This window comes from Enterococcus sp. RIT-PI-f, from assembly GCF_001297065.1.
Classification (GTDB): Bacteria; Bacillota; Bacilli; order Lactobacillales; family Enterococcaceae; genus Enterococcus_D.
In genome coordinates this window covers 107,830-130,241 of the sequence record NZ_LHOX01000018.1, presented here as the reverse complement: position 1 = coordinate 130,241, position 22,412 = coordinate 107,830, and the positions used below count along the sequence as shown (strand labels likewise).

Annotated in this window: 19 protein-coding genes and 1 tRNA gene; 2 read left to right on the top strand and 18 right to left on the bottom strand. The window is 38.8% G+C overall.

Features of this window, described 5'->3' with window-relative positions:
* Positions 1-59: 59 nt before the first annotated feature.
* The 9 genes from AEQ18_RS11795 to AEQ18_RS11755 all read right to left on the bottom strand — a co-directional run bounded on the left by AEQ18_RS11795 (position 60) and on the right by AEQ18_RS11755 (position 14,727).
* Positions 60-3,545 (bottom strand): bifunctional glycosyltransferase/CDP-glycerol:glycerophosphate glycerophosphotransferase, encoded by a 3,486-nt coding sequence (locus AEQ18_RS11795; protein WP_054116537.1) that lies wholly within the window; start codon positions 3,543-3,545, stop codon positions 60-62.
* A 16-nt stretch (positions 3,546-3,561) separates the two neighbouring features.
* Positions 3,562-4,764 (bottom strand): CDP-glycerol glycerophosphotransferase family protein, encoded by a 1,203-nt coding sequence (locus tag AEQ18_RS11790; protein ID WP_054116536.1) that lies wholly within the window; start codon positions 4,762-4,764, stop codon positions 3,562-3,564.
* Positions 4,754-5,491 (bottom strand): WecB/TagA/CpsF family glycosyltransferase, encoded by a 738-nt coding sequence (locus AEQ18_RS11785; RefSeq protein WP_200908920.1) that lies wholly within the window; start codon positions 5,489-5,491, stop codon positions 4,754-4,756. The genes AEQ18_RS11790 and AEQ18_RS11785 overlap by 11 nt, the downstream gene beginning before the upstream one ends.
* Positions 5,481-6,629, bottom strand: a complete 1,149-nt coding sequence (locus AEQ18_RS11780; protein ID WP_054116535.1) for a CDP-glycerol glycerophosphotransferase family protein — start codon at positions 6,627-6,629, stop codon at positions 5,481-5,483. The genes AEQ18_RS11785 and AEQ18_RS11780 overlap by 11 nt, the downstream gene beginning before the upstream one ends.
* Before the next feature lie 176 nt (positions 6,630-6,805).
* Positions 6,806-8,506 (bottom strand): hypothetical protein, encoded by a 1,701-nt coding sequence (locus AEQ18_RS11775; protein ID WP_054116534.1) that lies wholly within the window; start codon positions 8,504-8,506, stop codon positions 6,806-6,808.
* 370 nt (positions 8,507-8,876) lie between these two features.
* The gene (gene asnS / locus AEQ18_RS11770) at positions 8,877-10,175 is read right to left on the bottom strand and encodes an asparagine--tRNA ligase (protein ID WP_054116533.1); all 1,299 of its coding nucleotides are present in this window, start codon (positions 10,173-10,175) and stop codon (positions 8,877-8,879) included.
* A 42-nt stretch (positions 10,176-10,217) separates the two neighbouring features.
* The gene (locus tag AEQ18_RS11765; RefSeq protein ID WP_054116532.1) at positions 10,218-11,411 is read right to left on the bottom strand and encodes a pyridoxal phosphate-dependent aminotransferase; all 1,194 of its coding nucleotides are present in this window, start codon (positions 11,409-11,411) and stop codon (positions 10,218-10,220) included.
* Between the two features lie 42 nt (positions 11,412-11,453).
* Positions 11,454-11,954, bottom strand: coding sequence for a cell wall elongation regulator TseB-like domain-containing protein (locus tag AEQ18_RS11760; protein WP_054116531.1), 501 nt, complete (start codon positions 11,952-11,954; stop codon positions 11,454-11,456).
* Between the two features lie 28 nt (positions 11,955-11,982).
* Positions 11,983-14,727 (bottom strand): helicase C-terminal domain-containing protein, encoded by a 2,745-nt coding sequence (locus AEQ18_RS11755; protein WP_054116530.1) that lies wholly within the window; start codon positions 14,725-14,727, stop codon positions 11,983-11,985.
* A gap of 196 nt (positions 14,728-14,923) precedes the next feature.
* On the opposite strand from AEQ18_RS11755, the gene AEQ18_RS11750 reads away from it, so the two are divergent.
* Positions 14,924-15,694 carry an SDR family oxidoreductase gene (locus tag AEQ18_RS11750; RefSeq protein ID WP_054116529.1) on the top strand — a complete coding sequence of 257 codons (771 nt, stop codon included), beginning with the start codon at positions 14,924-14,926 and terminating at the stop codon, positions 15,692-15,694.
* A gap of 51 nt (positions 15,695-15,745) precedes the next feature.
* Here the strand turns inward: AEQ18_RS11750 and AEQ18_RS11745 are convergent, their stop codons facing one another.
* The 3 genes from AEQ18_RS11745 to AEQ18_RS11735 form a co-directional block, all read right to left on the bottom strand.
* Complete coding sequence (locus tag AEQ18_RS11745) at positions 15,746-16,378, bottom strand: YfbR-like 5'-deoxynucleotidase (protein WP_054116528.1); 633 nt, start codon at positions 16,376-16,378, stop codon at positions 15,746-15,748.
* A 104-nt stretch (positions 16,379-16,482) separates the two neighbouring features.
* On the bottom strand, positions 16,483-16,683 hold the full coding sequence (locus AEQ18_RS11740; protein WP_003126918.1) for a cold-shock protein: 201 nt from the start codon (positions 16,681-16,683) through the stop codon (positions 16,483-16,485).
* Positions 16,684-16,978: 295 nt separating this feature from the next.
* Positions 16,979-18,103: a baeRF6 domain-containing protein gene (locus AEQ18_RS11735; RefSeq protein WP_054116527.1), complete on the bottom strand. Its 1,125-nt coding sequence runs from the start codon at positions 18,101-18,103 to the stop codon at positions 16,979-16,981.
* Between the two features lie 174 nt (positions 18,104-18,277).
* Here AEQ18_RS11735 and AEQ18_RS11730 point away from each other — a divergent pair.
* Positions 18,278-18,349: transfer RNA gene (locus AEQ18_RS11730), tRNA-Arg, on the top strand.
* Between the two features lie 46 nt (positions 18,350-18,395).
* On the opposite strand, the gene AEQ18_RS11725 is transcribed toward AEQ18_RS11730, so the two are convergent.
* From AEQ18_RS11725 to AEQ18_RS11700, 6 genes are all read right to left on the bottom strand, one after another.
* Positions 18,396-19,580, bottom strand: a complete 1,185-nt coding sequence (locus AEQ18_RS11725) for a GNAT family N-acetyltransferase (RefSeq protein WP_235505543.1) — start codon at positions 19,578-19,580, stop codon at positions 18,396-18,398.
* Positions 19,581-19,618: 38 nt separating this feature from the next.
* On the bottom strand, positions 19,619-20,032 hold the full coding sequence (locus AEQ18_RS11720; RefSeq protein ID WP_054116525.1) for a DUF3284 domain-containing protein: 414 nt from the start codon (positions 20,030-20,032) through the stop codon (positions 19,619-19,621).
* Positions 20,029-20,217, bottom strand: a complete 189-nt coding sequence (locus AEQ18_RS11715) for a DUF3188 domain-containing protein (protein WP_054116524.1) — start codon at positions 20,215-20,217, stop codon at positions 20,029-20,031. Before AEQ18_RS11715 ends, AEQ18_RS11720 begins: the two co-directional genes overlap by 4 nt.
* A gap of 45 nt (positions 20,218-20,262) precedes the next feature.
* On the bottom strand, positions 20,263-20,484 hold the full coding sequence (locus AEQ18_RS11710) for a hypothetical protein (RefSeq protein WP_054116523.1): 222 nt from the start codon (positions 20,482-20,484) through the stop codon (positions 20,263-20,265).
* A gap of 88 nt (positions 20,485-20,572) precedes the next feature.
* Positions 20,573-21,988 (bottom strand): PTS sugar transporter subunit IIC, encoded by a 1,416-nt coding sequence (locus AEQ18_RS11705; protein ID WP_442855707.1) that lies wholly within the window; start codon positions 21,986-21,988, stop codon positions 20,573-20,575.
* A 104-nt stretch (positions 21,989-22,092) separates the two neighbouring features.
* Entirely contained in the window at positions 22,093-22,410 is a 318-nt protein-coding gene (locus AEQ18_RS11700; protein ID WP_054116521.1) for a PTS lactose/cellobiose transporter subunit IIA, read from the bottom strand.
* Between the last annotated feature and the right edge of the window lie 2 nt (positions 22,411-22,412).

The window sequence follows — 22,412 nt, the reverse complement described above, 5'->3', positions numbered from 1 at the left end:
ATCGTTCCTAATAATTAAAATAAAGGGTGTGAGCGATGCACTCACAACCTCCAAAGATATTATTTTTTTATAACAGATTCGACTGCTCGTTCACTTGCTTGTCCACACTCAAAAGTGTTGAATTTTTGACCAAAGTTTTGTTGCCGTTGTTTATAACCCTCATATTGTTCATCAATATTCAGTATATAATCAGCAATATCCTCAGTTGATTTCACTAATGGTCCAGGTGCTTCTTGCTCAAAATCAATATACATCCCCCGCAAGGTATCGCGATAAAATTCTAAATCGTAGGTAAAGAAAATCATAGGACGCGCTAAAATATTAAAATCAAACATCACCGACGAATAATCAGTGATCAAAATATCTGTAATAAGATATAGATCTTGTATATCTGAATACCAAGCTACGTTGTAGGCAAACCCTTCAAATTCACTTATATCCAGGGATTGTGCAACGAAGTAATGCAACCGAAGCAAAACGATATATTGATCCCCTAGCTTCTCTTGCAATAATGCCAAATCAAGTTTCAAGTCAAAATTTGTTTTTGTTCTATATGTTGGTGCATACATAATGACTTTTTTATCTAACGGAATACCGATTGATTTTTTTAATTCATCAGTTTCTGTACTGGATGACTTATCTTTATGCTTCAAAAGAACATCATTCCGAGGAAATCCGTTTTCAAGCATCTGACCATCAAATTCGAAGACACGTTTTGCAATTTCAGTCATAAATGGACTAGGGGAAATCAAATAATCCCATCTCCCATGTCTTTTACGGAATCCCTCCATTTTTTTAACAGTATTTACTTCATCAGATACATCTAACCCCATTGTTTTTAAGAATGTGCCATGTAAAGTTTGAACTTCAACACTATCTGCTCTTTTTACATATTGATCTGGCCAGTTCACGTTGTTGTAAAAGTACGTAGCACGTGCTAAATAATAATAATATTTCCAGCTGAAACGTCTTACCTTGATTGCATTTCCGGGAATCTGCTCATTTTCATTATTCAAACTCCAAATACAAACCATGTCAGGATGCTTTTCTTGGATATATTCATAAATAGCTTTCGGGTTACATGAATAATTTTTTCCCCAATAAGCTTCGAACATGACATATTTTTTCTTTTGCGACAATTTTCGAAATGCTGCATACAAGTTTTTTTGCAACAACATTTTTCTTCGCGGCCCTTTATCAAAATAACTTTTTCTAAGTCTCGTCGTTAACATTAAATTTTGATAACGACTACGCTTGAATGCAAATTCTGTATTTTTTACCAAGTGAAATCTATTCCCATTCGGTAGTTTTAACGCGAGTATTGCTGATTCATGATACTCTTTTATATCTTCTAATCTAAAGAACCAGCTAGAATTTCCGAATAAATGTAAATCCGTTTCAAGTAACTTAAATTGGTAGGTGTAAAGCAGTGTATGACCGTCATCCGTCTTATCCGAAGGATCAAACTTACGTTTTTCACCTTTGCTATCATTTCCAAAAACCAGCTGAGGGTTTTTCACAGATGTGCTTGTTCGAATCATTACCTTTATGGATAAACCATGATTCGATTCTATCTGTAAGTCTTCAACTTGGGCTTTATGATAGTTATAAGATGAAAACTTAAGTTTTCCACTTCTCGTTTTTTCTAGAATCAAACTATTGTCACCATAATATAAGATAGTTGATTCAAAAGTATCTTCTTCAAAATGAAGGTCTACCTTCTCTTCTTGATCACTCAAGCCATCTATAAAAAGTGAATTTTCTCCAGTTCTTTCGATTAAATCATCAATTGAAAATTCAACTTGATTCGTTTGGATCGACGCACGCAACTCTTGCTGTGTCTTAGAATTAGTTAAGACAACATTTGAAATTTGAGGCGATAAATTTGAAAAGGTCAAACGTATAGTGTCTGTATTCACAGCCAAATCTGAAATATACCCATAAATATTATTCTTGACTAATTGTAATTGCCATTTGGCATTATATTGGATTGAGAACAAACTATTTCCAATCTTTTTGGGTTTTGGACGCGCGCTTCCTCCCTTGATCGGATTAGATAAAAACAATTCACTCTCTAAGTCTTGTGTCGAGAGGACAAATTTTAAGCTCCATTTTTCGCTGTTTGCATTGATGATAGCTGTATTGTTCAGATCAATCTCAATCACGAACCCAGACCAATCATAATGATGATACCTCTTAAATAAGTATTCTTGATTTCCCCCACCATGCATATGTGTCGCTTGCTTATTCTTTTGTATTGAAACAGGCAATGGAATGTCGATTTTGTTATCATCTGGATCAACTAAAGATGCAGTAATTGTAATTTGATTCTTCTTTTTAAGATCAATATATTTGTGAAACGCATATCCCTCAATGAAAATAAAGTTCTCTTCAAACCTAACTTTTTGGATCTTGGTAATGGGGTGACGATCATTCCTGACATCAAAAAGAGCTGACGGCAACGAACTTAAATCAACATCGAAATGTGACGTATCAAATAATTGCTGGTTGCCCAAGGAAATTGTAGGCAATTTTAAGTAGCTCCCTTGATATTCAACAAACTTCTTCAACAAAGAAAAATCGCCTTTTTCCAGCAAAAAGTATTTTATTCGATCTCTCGAAGTTAATCTATCTTCCATTGCATTAGATTGCAGCTGCTCTTTATAGGTTAAAAACTCTTTTTGAAAGAATGCACTATATCCTTCTGGTGCATCCTTCAAATGATCCATATATAAAGGAAAATCCAGTGTTAACTCTTTAAATTCCTTACTAGCTATGAATGCATCATTGTTTATGTTTAGATTTGAAACGACTTCACTAAACAATTTGATAGCAGTTATTCTATCTTCTAAGTTTTTAAATTCAAAACGTGATTGTGTGATCGACTTATCATTTCCATCTCGTAAACGCCAACGGTAAACTTTATCTGTAATAATATTCGTACAAGTAGAACGCAGGTGTGCTTCCATATTAAAAGGAATATCCTCGTATAATATATTCTCAGGAAATAAAATTTGATATTTTTTTAGAAATTCTGCTTTAAAGAGCTTATTCCAAGAAGTCGTATCATATAACAGTGAATGATTATTGATGATATGTGTATTACTTAAATCATTATCAAAAATTTTCCGATGTAAACCACTTACAAAATGATTAGATGTACTATTAAATCGATCGACATTTCCCACTACTATATCAGCATTATTACTCGTAGCTGACTGAAGCAATTTTAAATATGCATCTGGATAAAGAATATCGTCGCCATCTAAAAAGGCGATAAAATCTCCAGTCGCCATTTGTATCCCCTTGTTTCTAGCTGCTCCAGGACCTTCGTTATTCTGTTGAATAACCACAATTTCCCCAGGAAAAGCTTCTTTTGATTGGCAGACTACTTCAACTGTCCCATCTGTTGATCCATCATCTATGATAATCAATTCGAGATCGATCCTGTCATTTTCCTGTTCTGCTACAGATTGGATTGCTTCATCAATATAGCCTTGAACATTGTATGTGGGCATAATTGTACTAATCTTAAATTTATCCATTTGTACACCTTTTCTTTCAGTTTTTATCATTTGTTTCAGAAAGTATACGTTCAACAACTATTCTGCTATTTGAAGAGTTAGTGTTGCAAAATTTATCAAAGAAATCGTTATATTTATTCTGGTATACTTTTTCTATCTCAGTTTTTTGAAGCAATTGATTGAATGCAGGATAAAATCCAGCTTCATCTTTCACGATTTGGCCTGGTAAATCATGGTTATAATCAAAATAAAATCCTCTTAATTCCTCTTTATAGAAATCAAAATCATACGCATAAAAAAGCATTGGGCGCTTCAAATGGGCATAATCAAACATAACAGACGAATAGTCTGTTATCAGTATATCACTGATTAAATATAACATATTGATATCTTCATCTGTGCAGACAATAACTTGTTGATCATATTTACTTACATCTATTGTATCTCCCACTAAATAATGCGGGCGAATGATCAATGTATCGTTCTCACCCAAAAGCGACACTACTTTTTCTAAATCAAATGGCATATAAAATTTGTAATTTCCCTTAGAAATATAATAATTGTCTCGCCATGTGGGTGCATAAAGGATGACTTTGCCTTTTGAGTGGCCTACTAAGTTGGTTTTCAATCTATTTATATAAAGCAAATCGTCTTTTTTCGCTGTTAGCATATCATTTCGTGGATAGCCTATTTCAAGAAATGATTGCTGATACAAAAAAGCATGTTTAAAAATATTTTTTGAGTACGTATTAGGTGCAATCAAAATATCCCACCGTCTGGCTTCATAAATAAAATCATGATGGTAACTTTGCGTATCCGTGCCAGGAATGGACACTTTGTTTATATCGAGCCCTAATTTTTTTAACGGTGTACCGTGCCAGGTTTGAATATAAATTGTTTGTTTATTTTTCTTTAGCCAAATTGGCATTCTGGAATTAAAAACCCAAAAATTAGCTCTTGCTGTCAGCCAAAGCCACTTCAATGAAAATCTTGTAAGTATTGTATATTCAGGGAAGCGTGCTCTGGCCTCATTGACATATTGCTTCTTTACGCCCCAATACAATTGCCAAGATGCATCGTTATGTTCAGCTTTAAACGCCTGATATATCGCCAATGGATTGTCTGAAGGTATTTTTCCATTGAAGGATTCAAATAACACCGTTTTTTCTTTCACTGGAAGCACAGTTGCCACCATATTAAAAATCTTACGATAGATGTAACTTATCATTTTAACGATCATGACGATGTCTCACTTTCCACTGTAGACTCTTTATTAAAAAAATCGGTAACTGAAAAATCCTGCCGATTCTTGAAGGATTCCGTAATGAACGATAGAGCCATTCTAAATGTAAATCAATGAACACTTTCGGTGCACGTTTTACCTGTCCACTCAAAACGTCAAAACTTCCGCCTACATCTTGGAAAACGTTGACATCTAATTGATTGATATGCCGCGATAACCATAACTCCTGTTTAGGAAATCCTAATGCTACAAACAAAAAGTCAGGTTTGGCTTGATTGATCATATCTACTACTTCTTCATCGATAAGTTTTGTATATCCATCGATTGCACCAGCAATCTTGATATTTGGAAATTTAGACTCAACTTGATTTACTGCCTTATTAAGCACATCTGGATGAGCACCGTATAGAAATATACTATGTTCAGCTTTATCAGCATATGCAAGGATTTCCATCATTAGATCAAAACCAGCAACGCGTTCTTTTATTGCGCCTCCTGTTAACTTTGAAACCATCACAACACCTATCCCATCAGGAATACGATGCGTACTATTATGCAAAAGTGTAATGATTTCAGGGTATTGATTTGCATCCAAAACAATTTGAGGATTTACGCTAAGTATTGACATTTTCGTTTTTTGTTCGATGTATTGAGGAATATCTGCTAGCACTTCATCATACGTGAGATTATCAACTGGAATCCCCATAATTTGTTCAGTTTTCATATTGTTCATCAATCCATTCTATTAATTGATCCGCAGCATGGCCATTTGCAAAAGTGTTCCAAAATGCATTGAATTGATCGAAAGGATAGTCGTTTTCCTCTTTTATTGCAGCAATAAGTTCTTCTATATCTGAAACAAGGTACGGAGCAGCCCATTCTTTAAAATTACGCTGCAAGCCGACAGTCATTTCATACTGCTCAAGATCATAACAATAGTAAATGATTTTCCCATCTTTTTTAGCTAATGAATATTCAAATGGAATAGAAGAATAATCTGTTATCAAACAATCGATTTGGTTAAATACTGTTGATAAAGGAACTTCTTCTGGTATTTGTTTGATACTTGGGAGTCCAACTAATTGTTTTTTCAACTTATGATCGTGGGGATGCACTCGTACATAAAGTTGCCATCCCTCGGGAAAATGTTTGTTCATCTCACGCAAATCCACTCCAGATTGTTCAGCTTGGTCTCGATAAGTAGGCGCATATAATGCAATTTTCTTATGTTTATGCTGTTCAAAAAGGAACGATCCTGGGTAAATGTTATCTTCAAAATATACATCTGTGGGTGGATAACCAAAAGGAAGAATCTGATAATCATTTAAATAACTTTCACAAAAGATATTGGCCATTTCTTCTGAACTCACTACAAGATGCGTATAACGATCGTATACATTCTTATAACGTTTTCTATCAAATGATGTACCATCTTTCGCATATTCAGCTTCCATACCAAATCTTTTTATTGCTCCGTTGGCATGCCATAATTGAACAACTTTTTCGCCATGCTTAAAATCAAAACCAGCCAGTATGGCAAAATAATTATCACAAAGAATCACTTGTGCACTCTTTATTACCGGGATAACCTTTGTATATAACTCTCCTATTGAATCAAGCGCATAAATAGTGATATCTTTTTTTTGGTAGCTTTCAGCCAGAGGTTTCGCCTCGTTCGTATAACAAATAACCAAGCGCTCTTTATATTTGTCTGCCAACTTGCTTAATATGTAATCACTCGTACTCGGAAAGCTAAGCAGAAATACAATATGATTATTTTTAGGTAATTGTTTGGACGCAAGCATGCGTATTGGCAACAAATAAACTGATTTTGCCAATGACTTTATCATCTTAATTATCATAAATCGCCTCATTTTCACACTATCCTATATTTTAACCGATAAAAGAAGAAAAGAAAATATTTGTAACGAAACCGTCATAAAGTCTTACTGCAAAAAAGAGACTAGCATCCACAACTATGGCAAAAATTGCCACGGCGTAACACGCTAGCCTCTATCTTATCATTCAGATACTTTCCTCAATTTAATATTGATCGAATCATTTTTTTCAGATAGTAGCAAATGATTGCTATCCAGAATAAAGCAGGCAACAGAAGTGTGATCATAAAAAACCATGGGGCTTTGTACGTCACGGTCAGTTCATTTTGACCTATTTTTTGATTGAGACTGACAACACCTATTGTCGATAAACTATAGTCATCTTTTTCTAGTTTTTGACCATTTAATACTAACTGGGTTCTCTCATATTTGATTACTGGGACTTTTACTTTTTCTACTTGATCTCCTTTCCAAGTAACAAGGAGCGCTTTATGCTCAACTTTCTTATCAAAGTGATGATTATTTTTTATCACATCATCTCCATAGGCACCGTATTTACTTGACTGATCAATTCTATACAGTGGTAAATAATCGGGGGCAGACTTTTGAAAACTCTCTAGAATTTTTTCTTTGTCACTTGAAAATAGCTGATCTTTCATTTTACGTTCATCATCAACAAAAACATAGGAATGAACTCTTCTGTTGACCGCGGTATCACTCAGATGCCAATCAATCATTTTGCTTGTATTTTCGTATGTTACTTGCAGCAGAGATAAGCCCAACAACAAGAACAAATAGATTGGTTTAGCTAATCTAATTTCAGGCCTAGCAGATACAATCATCGCTATGCTTATAAGCAAAAGGACAATACCAAAAACAATAAATCTAAAAGGAAATTGTAAAAGACCTAAGAATGGAACTTCCAAACTAGATAGTGTTTTCCATGGGAAAAAATTTGTAGCCAACACAGTGAATACGACTATAATCGCCACACTTACTTTCAGAAAAGGTGAAACTCGATGACGTTTGTCTAATACACTACTAAAACAGACGGCAAATAAGATGGGTAAGAACTTCGGATATCTGATCCAATATGCACTATTCGCAGTAATCGTATTATTTTCCATATGGTTATTAAAGAATGGTGGCACAAGTTGATTAAATCGATAAATATCAAGCATATTCAACCATACGTTCATTGTAATAATCATAAACAACACAATCGAAATGCATAATTGTTTCATGAGTCTCTTTTTATATTGTGACTGAACAAAAATATAAGTAAAAAAGCAAAAGTATATAAGTACTAAAAATAGCGTAGACAGAACATGTATTTGAAACATGATACCAATAGAAATAGATGTACCTAGAACATCTAATTTTTGCTTATCAACAAGTTTAACAAGGGGGATCAGACACAACGGTAAAATCGCTGATGGCCAAGCCGAAAGTCCTTGTTGATCAATCCAATATTGAATTGGATAGGTTGTCATGAAAAATATGCCTGTACCAACGGACAACCAACCAGATATATGGATTTTTTTTAAAAGAGCAAACATGGATAATCCGGATAGTAAATAAATCAAAAAATTAGATATGATTTGATAATGGAACCATGAATTAGATATTAATACCAAAACACCTTGAAAATAGGCAAAAATAGGTCCGTACATCGCATTTACAATCCTACCTGATTGTTGAAAGCCGTACATTGTAATAAAATATTGGAAATTGCCATGTTTTATTTGTTCGCTTGCATCATAAAAGCGATTGAAATGAAACATCGCATCTGATCCAATAACAAAACCTTTTAGATACACTTGAGGAAAAATTAAAAGGAATGCAGCTAATAAAATTGTCATTATTTGTATAAAAAATTGATACTTCTTAAAATAACTCATTGTAATACTCTCCTATTTACACAGTAAAGAAAAAAACTATCATTTCTCTAAAGTGTTGCTTCTTCAATCAACTTATTTAAATATATATAAAAGAGAACTTAATATCAAATTCTATCCCAATTTAATATTTTTTTCACAACAAGATTTAATAATTACAACACGATTTATTCATATACTATCATTGATTGATTTTTAAGCGCGAAATTATACTTAAAGTTGATTTTTTCAACTATCAATTATTTTCCAAATAGCCCTATGCGCCAGATTGTCACTTTAAAAGACAAAAAAGCCTACCATAATGTTTGATCATTATGGATAGGCTCAACTAAATGTAGAAATGAAGCATAAAAATTGTAGGACAAAAACCAATCTATGGATAAATCCGGTTCAACAAACGTGGAAACGGAATTGATTCCCGTACATGTTCGATACCTGATAACCAAGTCACTGTCCGTTCTAATCCTAACCCAAAGCCAGTATGCGGCACTGAGCCATATTTACGCAAATCTAAATACCATGAATACTCATTCTCATCTAATCCATGGGCTTGGATCTGTTCTAGGAGATAATCATGATCGATAGCCCGTTCTGAGCCGCCAATGATCTCGCCATACCCTTCAGGTGCGATCATATCCGCGCAAATCACGACGTCTTCTCGTGTTGGATGTGGTTTCATATAAAATGGTTTGATTGCTTTAGGATAGTTCAAAATAAAGACTGGCTGATCAAAGGAATTGGCAATAAACGTTTCATGCGGTGAACCAAAGTCATCTCCCCACTGAATATCTTCAAAGCCATTCTTTTGCAGCATCTCCACTGCATCATCATAAGAGATGCGTGGGAAAGGCAATTTGGTATATTTTTGCAAGACTTCCCGGTCGCGTCCTAAAACATCTAAAGCGTAATCGCAATTGTCTAAAACACTTTGTACAAGAAATGCCACATACTGTTCTTGAACTTCTAAGCTTTCTTCTTGGTGCATAAAGGCCATTTCAGGTTCAATCATCCAAAACTCAATCAAATGACGACGCGTCTTCGATTTTTCTGCTCTAAATGTGGGACCAAATGAGAAGACTTTGCCAAAAGCCATGGCCGCAGCTTCCATGTATAATTGACCAGATTGTGACAGATAAGCTTTTTGGTCAAAATAATTGGTTTCGAATAAATCAGTGGTGCCTTCTGGTGCAGAACCGGTCAAAATTGGTGGATCAATTTTGATAAAGCCGTTTTGATTAAAGAATTCATATGTTGCCCGGATGATTTCATTTCGAATCTGCATAATGGCGTGCTGTTTGGAGGAACGCAGCCATAAATGACGGTGATCCATCAAAAAGTCGGTACCATGTTCTTTTGGTGTGATTGGGTAATCATGACTTTCGCCAACCACTTCAATTCCTGAAATGCCGATTTCATAGCCGAATTTAGAACGGCTGTCTTCACGGATTTCTCCCGTGATCAATACTGCTGTTTCTTGGCTAAGATTTTTTGCCAATTGAAAAACGTCTTCTCCAACTTCGCTTTTGACAACGATCCCTTGGAAATAAGCTGTGCCATCACGTAATTGCAAAAAGGCAATTTTGCCGCTGGAACGCTTGTTGGCGATCCAAGCACCAATTTGCACTGTTTCGCCCACGTGATGTTTTGCATCTAGAATTTGAATAGATTTCACTTGATTCTCTCCTAACTATTATTTAAAGCACCATAAAGCATTTTATACGTTTTGACGCTTGTTTTCAACAAAATCATGGATCCGTTTGGCAGCTTCTGCTAATGTGTCCCAATCGGCCGCATAACTGATCCTTAGATAGTCTGGTGCACCAAAGCCAGCACCAGTAACCACTGCGACATGGGCTTCCACCAACAAGCCTTCTACGAATGCATCAATCGTTTCGTAGCCGCACATGGTGATTGCTTCTTTGACATTTGGAAAAAGGTAAAACGCCCCTTGCGGCTTCGTCAATGTAAAACCAGGGATCGCGGCAATCAATGGATACAAGTCATTCAAGCGCTGCTCAAAAGCTTGACGCATGACCTCGATAGAGTCTTGATTGCCAGTCAATGCTTCCACGGCTGCATATTGACTGACCGCTGGCGGATTGCTTGTTGCCTGTGAAGCAATATCGATCATGGCACCGATGATCTTTTGATCCCCTACAGCGAACCCAATGCGCCAGCCTGTCATCGCATAGGTTTTTGACACGCCATTGATAATGATCGTTTGTTTGCGGATGGCTTCTGATAAAGCCGCGATTGGCGTAAATTTGTGGCCGTTATACACCAATCGACCATAGATATCATCGGAAATGATCCAGATATCATGTGTAACAGCCCACTCCCCAATGGCCAATAATTCTTCTTCGGTATAAATGGCACCGGTTGGATTGGCTGGTGAATTCAAGATAATGGCTTTGGTTTTGTTTGTCCGCGCCGCCTCTAATTGAGAAACCGTTACTTTGAATCCAGCCTGTTGCGTCGCTTCTACAAATATAGGCGTGCCTTCGGCTAAACGGATCTGCTCCGCATAGCTTACCCAATACGGCACCGGAATGATGACTTCGTCTGCTTCATCAAGCAATGCTTGAAAAAGTGTGTATAGCGCAAACTTCGCGCCATCAGTCACGATGACTTGGTTTGTATCATAGGACAATCCATAAAATGTTTCGATGTAGTTCGTAATGGCTTTTCTTAGTTCAGGAATGCCAGCTGTCGGTGTATAAAAGCTGACTTTACCCGCTTCGATAGCGGCAATGGCAGCTGCCCGGATATTTTTTGGGGTAAAGAAGTCAGGCTCCCCAACAGTTAAACTTAATACATCGATCCCTTGGTCTTTTAGCGCTTTTGCTTTTGCAGAAGCCGCTAATGTGACAGACGGTTCTAATTTTTCAGCTCTTTTTGACAGTACCATTTCGATCATCCTTTCTGCGTGCCCTTTTACAAGAATTGTCTCTTACATATTCGTGATCGTGTTGATTTCTTCCCCGTCTTTAAATGCAATCAGAAAATAACTCAACCCGCCATCACTATCTTTTGTCATGATTTCCCACGCCGGCGTATCTTCATAAAGACCGAGGGTGGCTTTTTGTATCGTTTGATCTGGATGTGCCTCTTGGATGGTCTGCTTGGCTTGGGCCTCTGTCAATCCATCCTCTTGATTATAAACCGTGACTTTATCACCGCTTTTTGGGATGATCACAACGATTTCTTTTTCATTGTTGTCTTTACCCACAAGGCTAAAAGAGGTTGATTCTCTGGTAAACCAATAGAATTGATCCACTTCTGCTAAGTCCGTATATTCTTCGGCAATATCGATTGCTTCGCTTCGTGCTTGCCGCATGGGTCTTGATGCACGAAGATAAAAAATCGAAGAAAAAATGATCAGCACAAGCAACGTGGTGATCGCGATCAACAAGATGACGACCCGACGCTGTTCTTTGTCTTTTGTTTGCATACTATTTTCTCCTTTTAAATATGCTTTATTATAGCAGACTTTGGTTCTCTTGTTCAAAAAAATGACGAATATCTTCGGTCATTTCACTTGGTGTTGCTTCGATCAACGGCAGTTTTTTGGGTAGTCCTTTGACCATTCGTTTGCCATATTTCGTAGACAGCAAACGGCGATCTAAGACGACCATGACACCCGCGTCTTTTTCTGAGCGAATCAAGCGACCTAATGCTTGTCTTAAACGCAATATAGCTTTTGGTAAGGCATCTTCTTTAAACGTATCGATGCCTTGCGCTGTCAAATATTGATGGCGCGCTTTGACCAGCGGATTTTGCGGATTTTCAAATGGCAAACGGGTAACCACGGCAATTTTAAGTGATTGTCCAGGAAGATCGACCCCTTCCCAGAAACTATTGGTACCAAACAAAAGGCCATTTTCTGCCAACAAAAACTTCTTCAAGATTTTTTCGCGGCTGCCGCCGGTTCCTTGTGCGATCAATTCTCTGCCTTGATTCAAGGCTTTCTTGTGCAGTCGGTCATAAACGGCTTTCAACGTGTCATGGGCAGTAAACAAAACCAGCGTTGGCTGTTTTTGCTCAAAGAGGAGCGGTGTTAAGGCCTCCGCAAGAAAATCGGCATATTCATCCGTAGAGGCCTGTTGGATCGAGATCCCTTGTTTGACCACATAAAGCCGGGCTTGTTTTTCATAATCATAAAAAGCCGGGATCGTTTTGACAGGTGTTTCTGGTATCCCAATTTGCTGAGCATAATAAGTTTTGTTGCCAGGGATCCGTAATGTCCCTCCTAGGAAAATAATATGACTGTAGCGTTGATACCAGATACTTTCCGACACCTGTTTTCCTTCTAGATCGGCCAATTCGATCGTGGCTGTTCGTTGATTTGGATGCAGCTTCAACCAATGGACATATCGTGGATGCCAGCTATCCAGCCACGTCGTGACCGTATACGCTTGGCGCTGGAACTGCTCAAAATAGTCGAGTAACCGCGCAATCAGTAAGCGTTGCTGGGCAGTGATGCGTACATGCAGTTCCGTAAAATCATGCTGTAATCGCTGTTGCATCTCAGTGATTTCTTGATAATAAAGGATAAGCTTACGGTACGTTCGATCTTGGTCAACATCATTCCTGAACAAATCAGTCCGTTGCAGTACTTGATTTACGTCAGACGCTAGATCGAGGCTGCCAAAAAAATCTTCTTGCGTATCGATCAACACAGCAAGTGCATCGCGATACAGATTGAATAAAGGGAGGATCTGCTGTTCTTGGTCTAGGACATTTGCTGCTTGATCAAACAAACCTTCCTCATTGAATTGCAAGTATTGCCGCTTAAAGTAGGCCGAGTCAAAACTGTACTGTGACAATCCTTCAGCTTGGCTAGGCAATTGCTGGGCCTCATCGATGAGTAGATAATCGCTTGCTGGCAGCAATGGTTCCCGACGTCTAGTTTCTTGCAATAAGAACGCATGATTGACGATCAACACATTGCTTTGGGCTGCTTGTTGGTACACATGCCGCAAAAAATCATGGCGATAAAATGCTTGCTTATCTGACAGAAATTCAAGGCCGCGATGGCGAATCTCAGTGAATATAGGATGGTCTAGCCGAACCAAATTCAGTTCATCAAAATCGCCAGAAATTGTTTTCGTTAACCAAACCAAAATCCCCATTTGGTACTGCGCATACTGTTTTTGATCGACAGGCTGGTCTAAAGTGGCCTTAAACCGTTGCAAGTCAATATAATGGCGATGACTCTTGATGACCGTTGCTTGGATAGGTTGATCCAACACCTGATTCACTAAGGGGACATCTTTATCCATGATTTGATTTTGTAAAAGAATCGATGAAGTACTGACGATCATTGGATTATCGGGCGTAGCGAAATAAGCTGCTGGAAATAAATAGCCAATCGTTTTCCCCATGCCTGTTTCTGCTTCTAGAATCAAATTTTTCTCTGCTTGACTATAATGATTGTACACAGCATTCATCAATCGCGCTTGCTGCTTGCGATAAGCCAAATGCGGCCCAAACTGTGCCATCTTTTCGGCTTTCACTTCCGGATAGGGCTTATGGTAATGGTTGTAGGCAAACATCTTGCTCTCTTTTTTACGGAGAACGATTCCATCCACTTCTTCTAGTCCATCAGGCAATGTCGTGGCTGTTTCTTTCAAGACTGCATGGATAAATGCACTTGTCTGCATCCCCATTTGGCCACTTAACAAAGCGATTTGTTTCAACGTTGTCCGTGGCAATTCTTTCATGATGGCTTCAATGTACATCAATAAGGCGGCAGTCACTTCTGCGTCGCTATCTGCTTGATGTGGATTTTCATGTACAAAGCCAATACTATCAGCTAAATCTCCTAGACGAAAACTACTTTCAGTCGGTAAAAAGACTTGCGCCAACTCCACGGTGTCGATACCCGGAATCGTTAATGCTGGTAAACCGCAACGGACCAGCTCATTACTTAAGAATTGATAATCAAAATAAATATTGTGGGCGACAAAAATCGTATTGCTGAGTAAATTAAAAATAATATCAGCAACATCTTCAAAATAAGGTGCTTGCTTCACTTGTTGATTTGTGATGTGTGTCAAATTTTGAATTTGTCGTGAAATGCGGCGGTCAGGATTGATATCGGTCGCAAAACGATTGATCACTTTGCCATCTTGAACCAATACACAGCCAAACTGAATGATACGATCGACAGCTGCATCCGTCCCCGTGGTTTCAAGATCCACCACAGCATATATGGGTTTCATGGTATAACCTCCTTGCACACTGTTTGCATTATACTACAAAAAGAGTAGGCGATACATTAGTTTTGCAGTCAATCCTGCCTCAAGGAAAAGTTTCCTTCGATGCAAGAATAAGCAGCAACAGCCACTGCCTGATGGATGCCTTATTTTCGACAAAATAAGCGGAGTTTCTTATACTTAAAGAAAAGGAGGCGTTCATATGGAAGGCTTTAAGCACAAACGGGTCATCGTGACTGGTGCTGCTTCAGGAATCGGCAAAGCGACGGCAGAGCAGTTTATTCAACAAGGTGCGCAGGTGGGGTTGATCGATTTGCATGCGGACGAACTTAGCCAAATCAAAGAATCTTTCGGTGCGCAGGTGTATGCTGAAACAGTGGATGTCACGGACAGTCAAGGATTGCTATCAGCCATCACCAAACTGGCTGATGCAATGGGCGGCTTAGATATATTACACGTCAATGCAGGGATCAACGGAACCTTCACCCCCATCGAAGCGCTGACGATCGATGAATGGGATCAAACGATCAACACCAATCTGCGCAGCACGTTCTTGTCCGTCAAAGCCGCTGTTCCGCTAATGAAAGCCAATGGCGGCAGTATCGTGATCACGAGTTCAGTCAATGGCAACCGCGTCTTCAGCAATTTTGGTGCTTCTGCTTATAGTACTTCTAAAGCAGGACAAGTGGCTTTTGCGAAAATGGCTGCTCTTGAACTTTCGCGCTACAATATCAGAGTCAACGTTATCTGTCCTGGCGCCATTTCGACCAATATCGATGATCGCACGGATGTTGAACCAGCAGTTGCTGATATCGAAATACCGGTTGATTATCCAGAAGGTGCTCGCCCACTGAAACAAGAAACAGGCGTCCCAGAACAAGTAGCCAACCTCGTCTTGTTCTTGTCATCTGAAGCTGCCGGGAATATTTCAGGAACCGAAGTCTATATCGATGGCGCTGAATCTTTGCTATAATCAAAAAACGTTTGTCAACCATTGCTGCTGCAGTCAGGTTGATAAACGTTTTTATTTTTCGATCAATGTGGCAATTTCATCTAAAAAGGCCTTTTTCCCATAAAAATCGGCATTTAGCAGTTCAGGAAAGACAGCTTCAAAAAAGTATGAAACCGATGGACGATGACGGAAACTTTTGACCGTTAAGACTGCTTCACGAAACATTTCTTTATATACTTTATCCGGATTGCTCTTGGTGATTTCTTCAAATGATTCGTACAACAGGTCGATTTTATCCGCGATCGCCAGCAATTGCCCCTCTAAGCTATCATCTTTGCCGTCTGCCAATCGACGACGATAGATTGCTTGAAGATCTCGCGGGATCTCTTCTTCGATAAACACATCCGTCATCTTTTCTTCTACAGTTGATAACATCGCCCGCAGCTCTTTGTTGGCGTATTTCACCGGTGTTTTGATATCTCCGATGAAACGTTCGGTATAATCGTGATTCAGTGCTTTTTCATAGAGGATCTGCCAGTTGACTGTATTGCCAGCTCGTTCTTCGATATCTGCCAACGTTTGCGCAATCATCGTAACGCGAAATGAGTGGGCTGCCACACTATGTTCAGTAAATTTGAAAAAACCAGGTGCGCGTTGGATTTTCTCCAAATTGGCCAACCCTAAAATAAATTCATTCAAGCCCATATAAAGTCCCCCTTTTCAATAGTATAACAAGTCAAAAACGATTCAACAAATAAAAATATGTATAAAAAAAGAGCAGCTAGGCTGCTCTAAATCGACAATTTAAATTAAGCTTTGTTTACGTTAGTTGCTTGAGGTCCGCGTTGTCCGTCTTCGATATCGAAAGTAACTGCTTGGCCTTCTTCTAAAGTTTTGAAGCCTTCGCCTTGGATAGCTGAAAAGTGAACGAATACATCGTTGCCGTTTTCTGCTGTGATAAATCCGAAGCCTTTGTCTGAGTTAAACCATTTCACTGTACCTGTTTCCATAATAAAAATCCTCCTTGTGTATATACACATATTTTGCAATTACTTGTATAAGGTGAAAATGTGGAAGATGTTTAAGATGAAACAAGCTACCATAATTTACCGCAACAAATACTACACTTTGTATTATAGCACACAACAATCGCCTTGACTAATAGAAAATCCAAAAAAATGTAAACGCATTTATTTTTTTAAAAGAAAAGGATGACGGCACGAAATCTGGCCGTCATCCCTACTTTGATTTGCCATTTGATTATGTCAATAGGCTGAGTCTTTCATTGATCTGTTGGTTTATTCGTTAATAGCGTAATATCGCTGTTAAGCTTTTTCCGCCTGGTGCATCCTCTTGTTCTAGAATCGACACTTCGCCACCGTTGTCCACTACATCCTTGGCCAGCGTATTCAGCACTTGTCGACGATCATATTCGGTATCAGGATCTTCACCAAATCCATCTGCTAGATTAGATGTAGCAATAAACAGTTGGCCAATACGTCCTTCTTTGGCAGCTGGAATAATATCTACCAATTGATCAATGAATTTGCGATCCAGCAATTTTTCATACGCCGATACTTGATGCTGCGTCAATTCTTCTACGAGTTTATCCACACACCCCTGAACTTCTTTCACTGACATTGGCGCTGGTGAAGTCGCCAGATTTGGTGTTGGTTGGAAATAGCTCGTTTTGGCATTCTTTTTGAATAGGGTTTGATTTTCTGGTAATGCAAAGAGATAAAGCGGCAAATTGTCGTCATTTGGAAATTCATTCCTGAAGAAAGTATCCACTGCTTGATAATAATTGACATGGTCGATCTCCAACTCTTCATCTTTGGCACTAAAACCATGATAAGCGACGCCTTCGCCGCCTGTATTGGCTCCGCCTTGGGCGCTATAATTAAAATCACCGCCGCCGGTGATTTCTTCACCTAACGCTTTTTCGATCGTTGTGGGTGCCTCTTCAGGCAGTTCAACCTCAGACACCACTTTATTCTCAACTTGATATACTTTCATTGAATCTCGATTTAATGCCAATAAATAAAATGGATCATTAAATTGGGCATTCTTGATGATTGCCAACAAGTATGGTGTCTCGCCAACATAATATTGATCATCGACACGAATACTTAAGCGGTGGATCAACACTTCTTCTGGTGTTAAAATCACAGCTGCACTGGTTGTACTACTGCGCCAAAAGGATTGATCCGCCAAAATTTCATCAATTTTCTTTTGAAAAGGTGCCCAATCGTGGTCAGGGTATTTCTTTTCGAAACGTCGTTTTGCTTCTTTGGCAAAATTCTTGAACTTGATTTGGTCCTTTTCAACATTTTGGTGTCCGACATGCGTATTAAGCATAATGGTGACAAATGGTCCGTTGAACCCTTCAGCTGTAACTTGTGACAAAAAAGATTTCGCAATTTTTACCATTCCACATTACCTCCTGCTTTATCGTATACAAATCAAGTGTACCACGCATGATTTTTCTGACAAAATAAAACGATTGCAGCATGATACCAACGATCATTTTAGAGAGAAACCTGCCTTTTCTTCCCATTCTTATCTTGCGGGAATACATATTTACAGGTAAAATAGAACTACTGTGTTCCCTTAGTTAAATGGATATAACAAGTCCCTCCTAAGGATTAGTTGCTGGTTCGATCCCGGCAGGGAACGTTACACAAACACCCATGCGCAGACGTAGGCATGGGTGTTTTTTTCTTCAGAAATAATCTTCCAAAACTGGTTTCCCTTTAGGTAGGTTGTTTTGGAAAAAAGCAGTAACGGCAGAATCCGCCTTCACTTCACCGAAAAATTGACAAGTGTCGATCTCTTGAACCCCAAACAACAATTGCCCGATGCGCTGAATCGAAGCAGTCAAACAAGGAAGATCTGTCTTCTCTACTCGTTTGACCACTGGTTTTTGCTGTGCAAAAGAGAGTTCATATATGCCGTTGTTCCATGGCGCGTAGACATCATTTTCGATCTGTAAAGCAATCTTCCCTTCTTTCTTCGTGAAGGGATAAGTTTGTAAAAACAACTCTAAATCAATGATCCTTGTCATCATATCTGGCCTAGAAAGGATAGCTGGCATAGGCTTTTTGGCAAACGTTTGTAAATGTCTGCTATCATCTCCTACTTGATAATGAATCTTCGCAACTGAATCTCGATGCGAAACGATCAGACGGTTCAGCCCATGAAATGCCTCACCAGTGAGATAGCCCCATTCATCGATCGTAAAGGTGCCCTTCTCAATTGAGTAAATCAAGTAACCTTCTGGCGTTCCTGAGGCATTGTAATAGACTGCAAAGGTAAATGTTTTGCGCAATGTGAACTTGATATCTTCCCACCACGCGTCCCGAATAAGGGCCCCTCTTTGATTCTTAAGCTGTTGGTGATAGATTTGATGAATGATCGGTTGGGCCTGTTCCCAGGCTAGTCGTTTGATCGATCCAGCAGTTTTAGGACTATCGGGCCAATCAGAAGACTGAATATCATACACGCTGCGTTCAAAGGTATATTCATACCCATATCTGCGGTAAAAAGGGAAGGAGAATGGCGCCAAATAGGAAAGAACAATGTTCTGTTCATAACAGTCCTTAATGATTTCTTGCATGATTTGGTCGATTCTTCCTTGTCCACGATACTCAGGATAAGACGCCACAAATCCGATGCCAGCCATTGGGTAGGCTGTTCCATGCAAGTTTACATTGAACAATGTGGCCATGACTTGACTGGCTAGTTTCCCTTCCGTGTCATATGATCCATAATTCCATGAATGCGCAGCGAGCCTTTGGTAACGGTCAATATTTTTTTCACTCAATTCCCATTGGAATGCGTAGGCTACCAAATCCAATACTTCTTGATCACCAAACGTGGTCATTTTTTTTACATCACACACACACATCTCTCCTTTTAACACAAAAAAGGCGTCTTAAGACCCCTTTAATATGCTTCTTCCATCATGACAAGCATTTTCTTGAATTGTTTTCGTTTGAAATAGCCCAAAATCGTACCTAAGACCATATCATTCAATTGTTGCATGATGCCAAATGATTTCATCGTTTCAGTATAGATGATTTTACTGGTTTTCGCATCGATTTCCTGTATTTCATACCGCACCACAAATTCATTTTTTGTTGTTTCTGTTCTGAATTGATAAACTTGATTTTCCACGACTTCACCAATCGAGATTTTGGCGCGGCTGGAAGAGGAAAATTCTTTTACATACTCAAATCCCTCTAATTGTTTTGCTGATATTGTTTTCCCAGTTGCCTTTCTAATATCAAAAATCACAGAATTGATGACTTGATCGTAAAAAGCTTTAGCGGGAATCGTTAATGTTTTTTCTACTTTCACTCAGATTGCCTCCTGTCTGACTCTTCAGCTTTCTTCTTGCCTTTCATGAACAAAACACTGCCGGCGACGATCAGGGCGATCCCTGTAGTGAAACTGAAAATATCTAACTGCAAATTACTGGGATTCATACTGTACAAAATCACCAATAACCCAATACTACATAAAAACAAGCCGTTTTTTAACATCTTGAACCATCCCATCTTTCATTGGTTGTCATGAAAACAGTATATTTAAACTGCTGCTGCTTGAAAATATAAAACTGAACCCCATGGTTGTGCTTTGATCAGTTCTTTTGCTTTCTTCGCTGCAGCTTCTGCGTCTTCACCTGTCGTTGTGAAGATTAATTTGATGCCTTGTTTTTCTTTGAATGAGTAACTTAACCCATCTTCGTTGTAGTTTTCTAAAAGCTCTTTGATTGCATCTTGCTGCATTGCGCTTGCGATTGAGATCATAACTTTTCCTCCTGCTGTTTGTTTATAAACAATAAAGGAACTGCCTACTTCACCTGAAGCGATAGCAGTTCCTCAAATTGTTAAAGGGCTATTCGCCTAATTTTGGATCAATTTTATTTGCTGAGATAACGAATGGTGCCCAGATAAAGAATGTCACCACCATACAAACAAGGGTAACTACTGGTGCGCGCCAGTCAGCACCTGTTGCTAGGAACGATAGCAGCATCGGTGGTACGACCCAAGTCACTTGTTGTGACACTGGTGCAACCAATCCGAAGTATGTTGCTAACCAACCAATTGTTGTTGCAACAAGTGGTGCCACGATAAATGGAATGAACATGATTGCGTTCAATACGATTGGCAACCCAAACATGACAGGTTCGTTGATATTGAAAACACCAGGTCCGATCGATAGTTTCGCTACAGTAAGATAATCAGCACGTTTAGAGAAAATCAAGATTGCGATCAATAGCACGATGGTTCCGCCAGAACCGCCAAACCAGGCAAATGCATCAAATGATCCACGAACCCACATGTATGCTTTACCATCTTCAATTGCTGCTAAGACTGCATTCGTACCAGTTTGACCTTCGTATCCTTTTTGGAAGATATCGATATTGATCAACTGTGCTTGACCCCAAATACCTTCTAATACTGGTGCCAATACGTTTGGACCATGAATACCAAAGAACCAAAAGATTTGAACAAAAATCGTAACGATCAATACAGCACCCAAACCTTGTGACAATCCCAAGAATGGTTCTGCGATATATTTTTGCACCAAATCAATGATCAATTGACCATCTGTTAATTTGCCAACAACAAAATTGATGATTGCGATCACATACAAAGCAATCGTTGCCGGTAAAATCGCAGCAAATGCTTTAGATACTGCAGGTGGCACTGAATCAGGCATTTTGATCGTAATATCTGCTAACATCAATTTACAGAAGATAATGACTGAGATTGCACCCATGATCATAACGGTAAAGTAAGCATTTCCGTTCAAGTGATCAAGTTTTAACCAACCCCAACCGCCTGCTGTAAGTGCATCGGCAGTTGCAGACCAACCAGTGCTTGCAGAGCCAGCATTGATTTCATCCATTAAAGCTGCTGGAACTGTCGTTGCAACAGAAGTGCTGTAAGAAAAAGCAATTCCTTGAATCAACGTTGCCATACCGACGATACCACCAGCTAAATCATTCACTCGATAAGCTCTAGCTAAATTGTATCCCCATGAAAAAGCAAAAACCAATCCAGCCACTGCTAAGGTACCATTCCAAACAAAGCCATTGATACTAATAATTTCACGAATCACAGGAATAGTGCTTGCATCATAACTTGGCCAAAATTGTGGTGGTAAATCACGAATAATTGCATTGATCATTACGGCGATCGAACCTGCCATCGTAGCAGGCATTGTGCCAATAAAGGCATCACGCAAAGCGACTAAATGTTTCTGGGCGCCGATTTTTGCGGCTACAGGGAGAATGTATTTCTCCATCCAACTTGTTAATCCATCCATTTTTTTATTTCCTCCTATAAGTCCTATTCGTTAAAGAAGATTTTTTGATTCATCGACAATAACTACTTCTATCCGTTCAAAGATTATTCGTTATTTAGACGTCGATAGACATCAATGATTTCTTTCGCTAAATCGGTAAATGCGATTGATGTCATTAAGTGGTCTTGTGAATGCACTGTTAATAAAGTGACAGTCATGTGATTGCCTTGCGCTTCTTGTGTCAATAGACCTGTTTGAGAATGGTGTGCCTCAACCAATGATGCTTCAGCATCTTTGATTTTCGCATCCGCTAACTCAAAGTTGCCTTCTTTTGCAGCAGCGATTGCTTCCATTGCATCACTTTTGGCATTCCCTCCATACATGATCAATCCCATAATGGCTTCCAAATTTTGCTCATCCATCT

Excerpts from the sequence above, each read along its gene's own strand:
- AEQ18_RS11715 (WP_054116524.1), bottom strand. The coding sequence starts at position 20,217 with ATGTTAAAAAACGGCTTGTTTTTATGTAGTATTGGGTTATTGGTGATT.
- AEQ18_RS11735 (WP_054116527.1), bottom strand. The coding sequence starts at position 18,103 with ATGGTAAAAATTGCGAAATCTTTTTTGTCACAAGTTACAGCTGAAGGG.
- AEQ18_RS11765 (WP_054116532.1), bottom strand. The coding sequence starts at position 11,411 with ATGGTACTGTCAAAAAGAGCTGAAAAATTAGAACCGTCTGTCACATTA.
- AEQ18_RS11740 (WP_003126918.1), bottom strand. The coding sequence starts at position 16,683 with ATGGAAACAGGTACAGTGAAATGGTTTAACTCAGACAAAGGCTTCGGA.
- AEQ18_RS11750 (WP_054116529.1), top strand. The coding sequence starts at position 14,924 with ATGGAAGGCTTTAAGCACAAACGGGTCATCGTGACTGGTGCTGCTTCA.
- AEQ18_RS11725 (WP_235505543.1), bottom strand. The coding sequence starts at position 19,580 with ATGTGTGTGTGTGATGTAAAAAAAATGACCACGTTTGGTGATCAAGAA.
- AEQ18_RS11780 (WP_054116535.1), bottom strand. The coding sequence starts at position 6,629 with ATGATAATTAAGATGATAAAGTCATTGGCAAAATCAGTTTATTTGTTG.
- AEQ18_RS11755 (WP_054116530.1), bottom strand. The coding sequence starts at position 14,727 with ATGAAACCCATATATGCTGTGGTGGATCTTGAAACCACGGGGACGGAT.
- AEQ18_RS11775 (WP_054116534.1), bottom strand. The coding sequence starts at position 8,506 with ATGAGTTATTTTAAGAAGTATCAATTTTTTATACAAATAATGACAATT.
- AEQ18_RS11700 (WP_054116521.1), bottom strand. The coding sequence starts at position 22,410 with ATGGATGAGCAAAATTTGGAAGCCATTATGGGATTGATCATGTATGGA.
- AEQ18_RS11795 (WP_054116537.1), bottom strand. The coding sequence starts at position 3,545 with ATGGATAAATTTAAGATTAGTACAATTATGCCCACATACAATGTTCAA.
- AEQ18_RS11790 (WP_054116536.1), bottom strand. The coding sequence starts at position 4,764 with ATGATCGTTAAAATGATAAGTTACATCTATCGTAAGATTTTTAATATG.
- AEQ18_RS11710 (WP_054116523.1), bottom strand. The coding sequence starts at position 20,484 with ATGATCTCAATCGCAAGCGCAATGCAGCAAGATGCAATCAAAGAGCTT.
- AEQ18_RS11785 (WP_200908920.1), bottom strand. The coding sequence starts at position 5,491 with ATGAAAACTGAACAAATTATGGGGATTCCAGTTGATAATCTCACGTAT.
- AEQ18_RS11745 (WP_054116528.1), bottom strand. The coding sequence starts at position 16,378 with ATGGGCTTGAATGAATTTATTTTAGGGTTGGCCAATTTGGAGAAAATC.
- AEQ18_RS11705 (WP_442855707.1), bottom strand. The coding sequence starts at position 21,988 with ATGGAGAAATACATTCTCCCTGTAGCCGCAAAAATCGGCGCCCAGAAA.
- AEQ18_RS11760 (WP_054116531.1), bottom strand. The coding sequence starts at position 11,954 with ATGCAAACAAAAGACAAAGAACAGCGTCGGGTCGTCATCTTGTTGATC.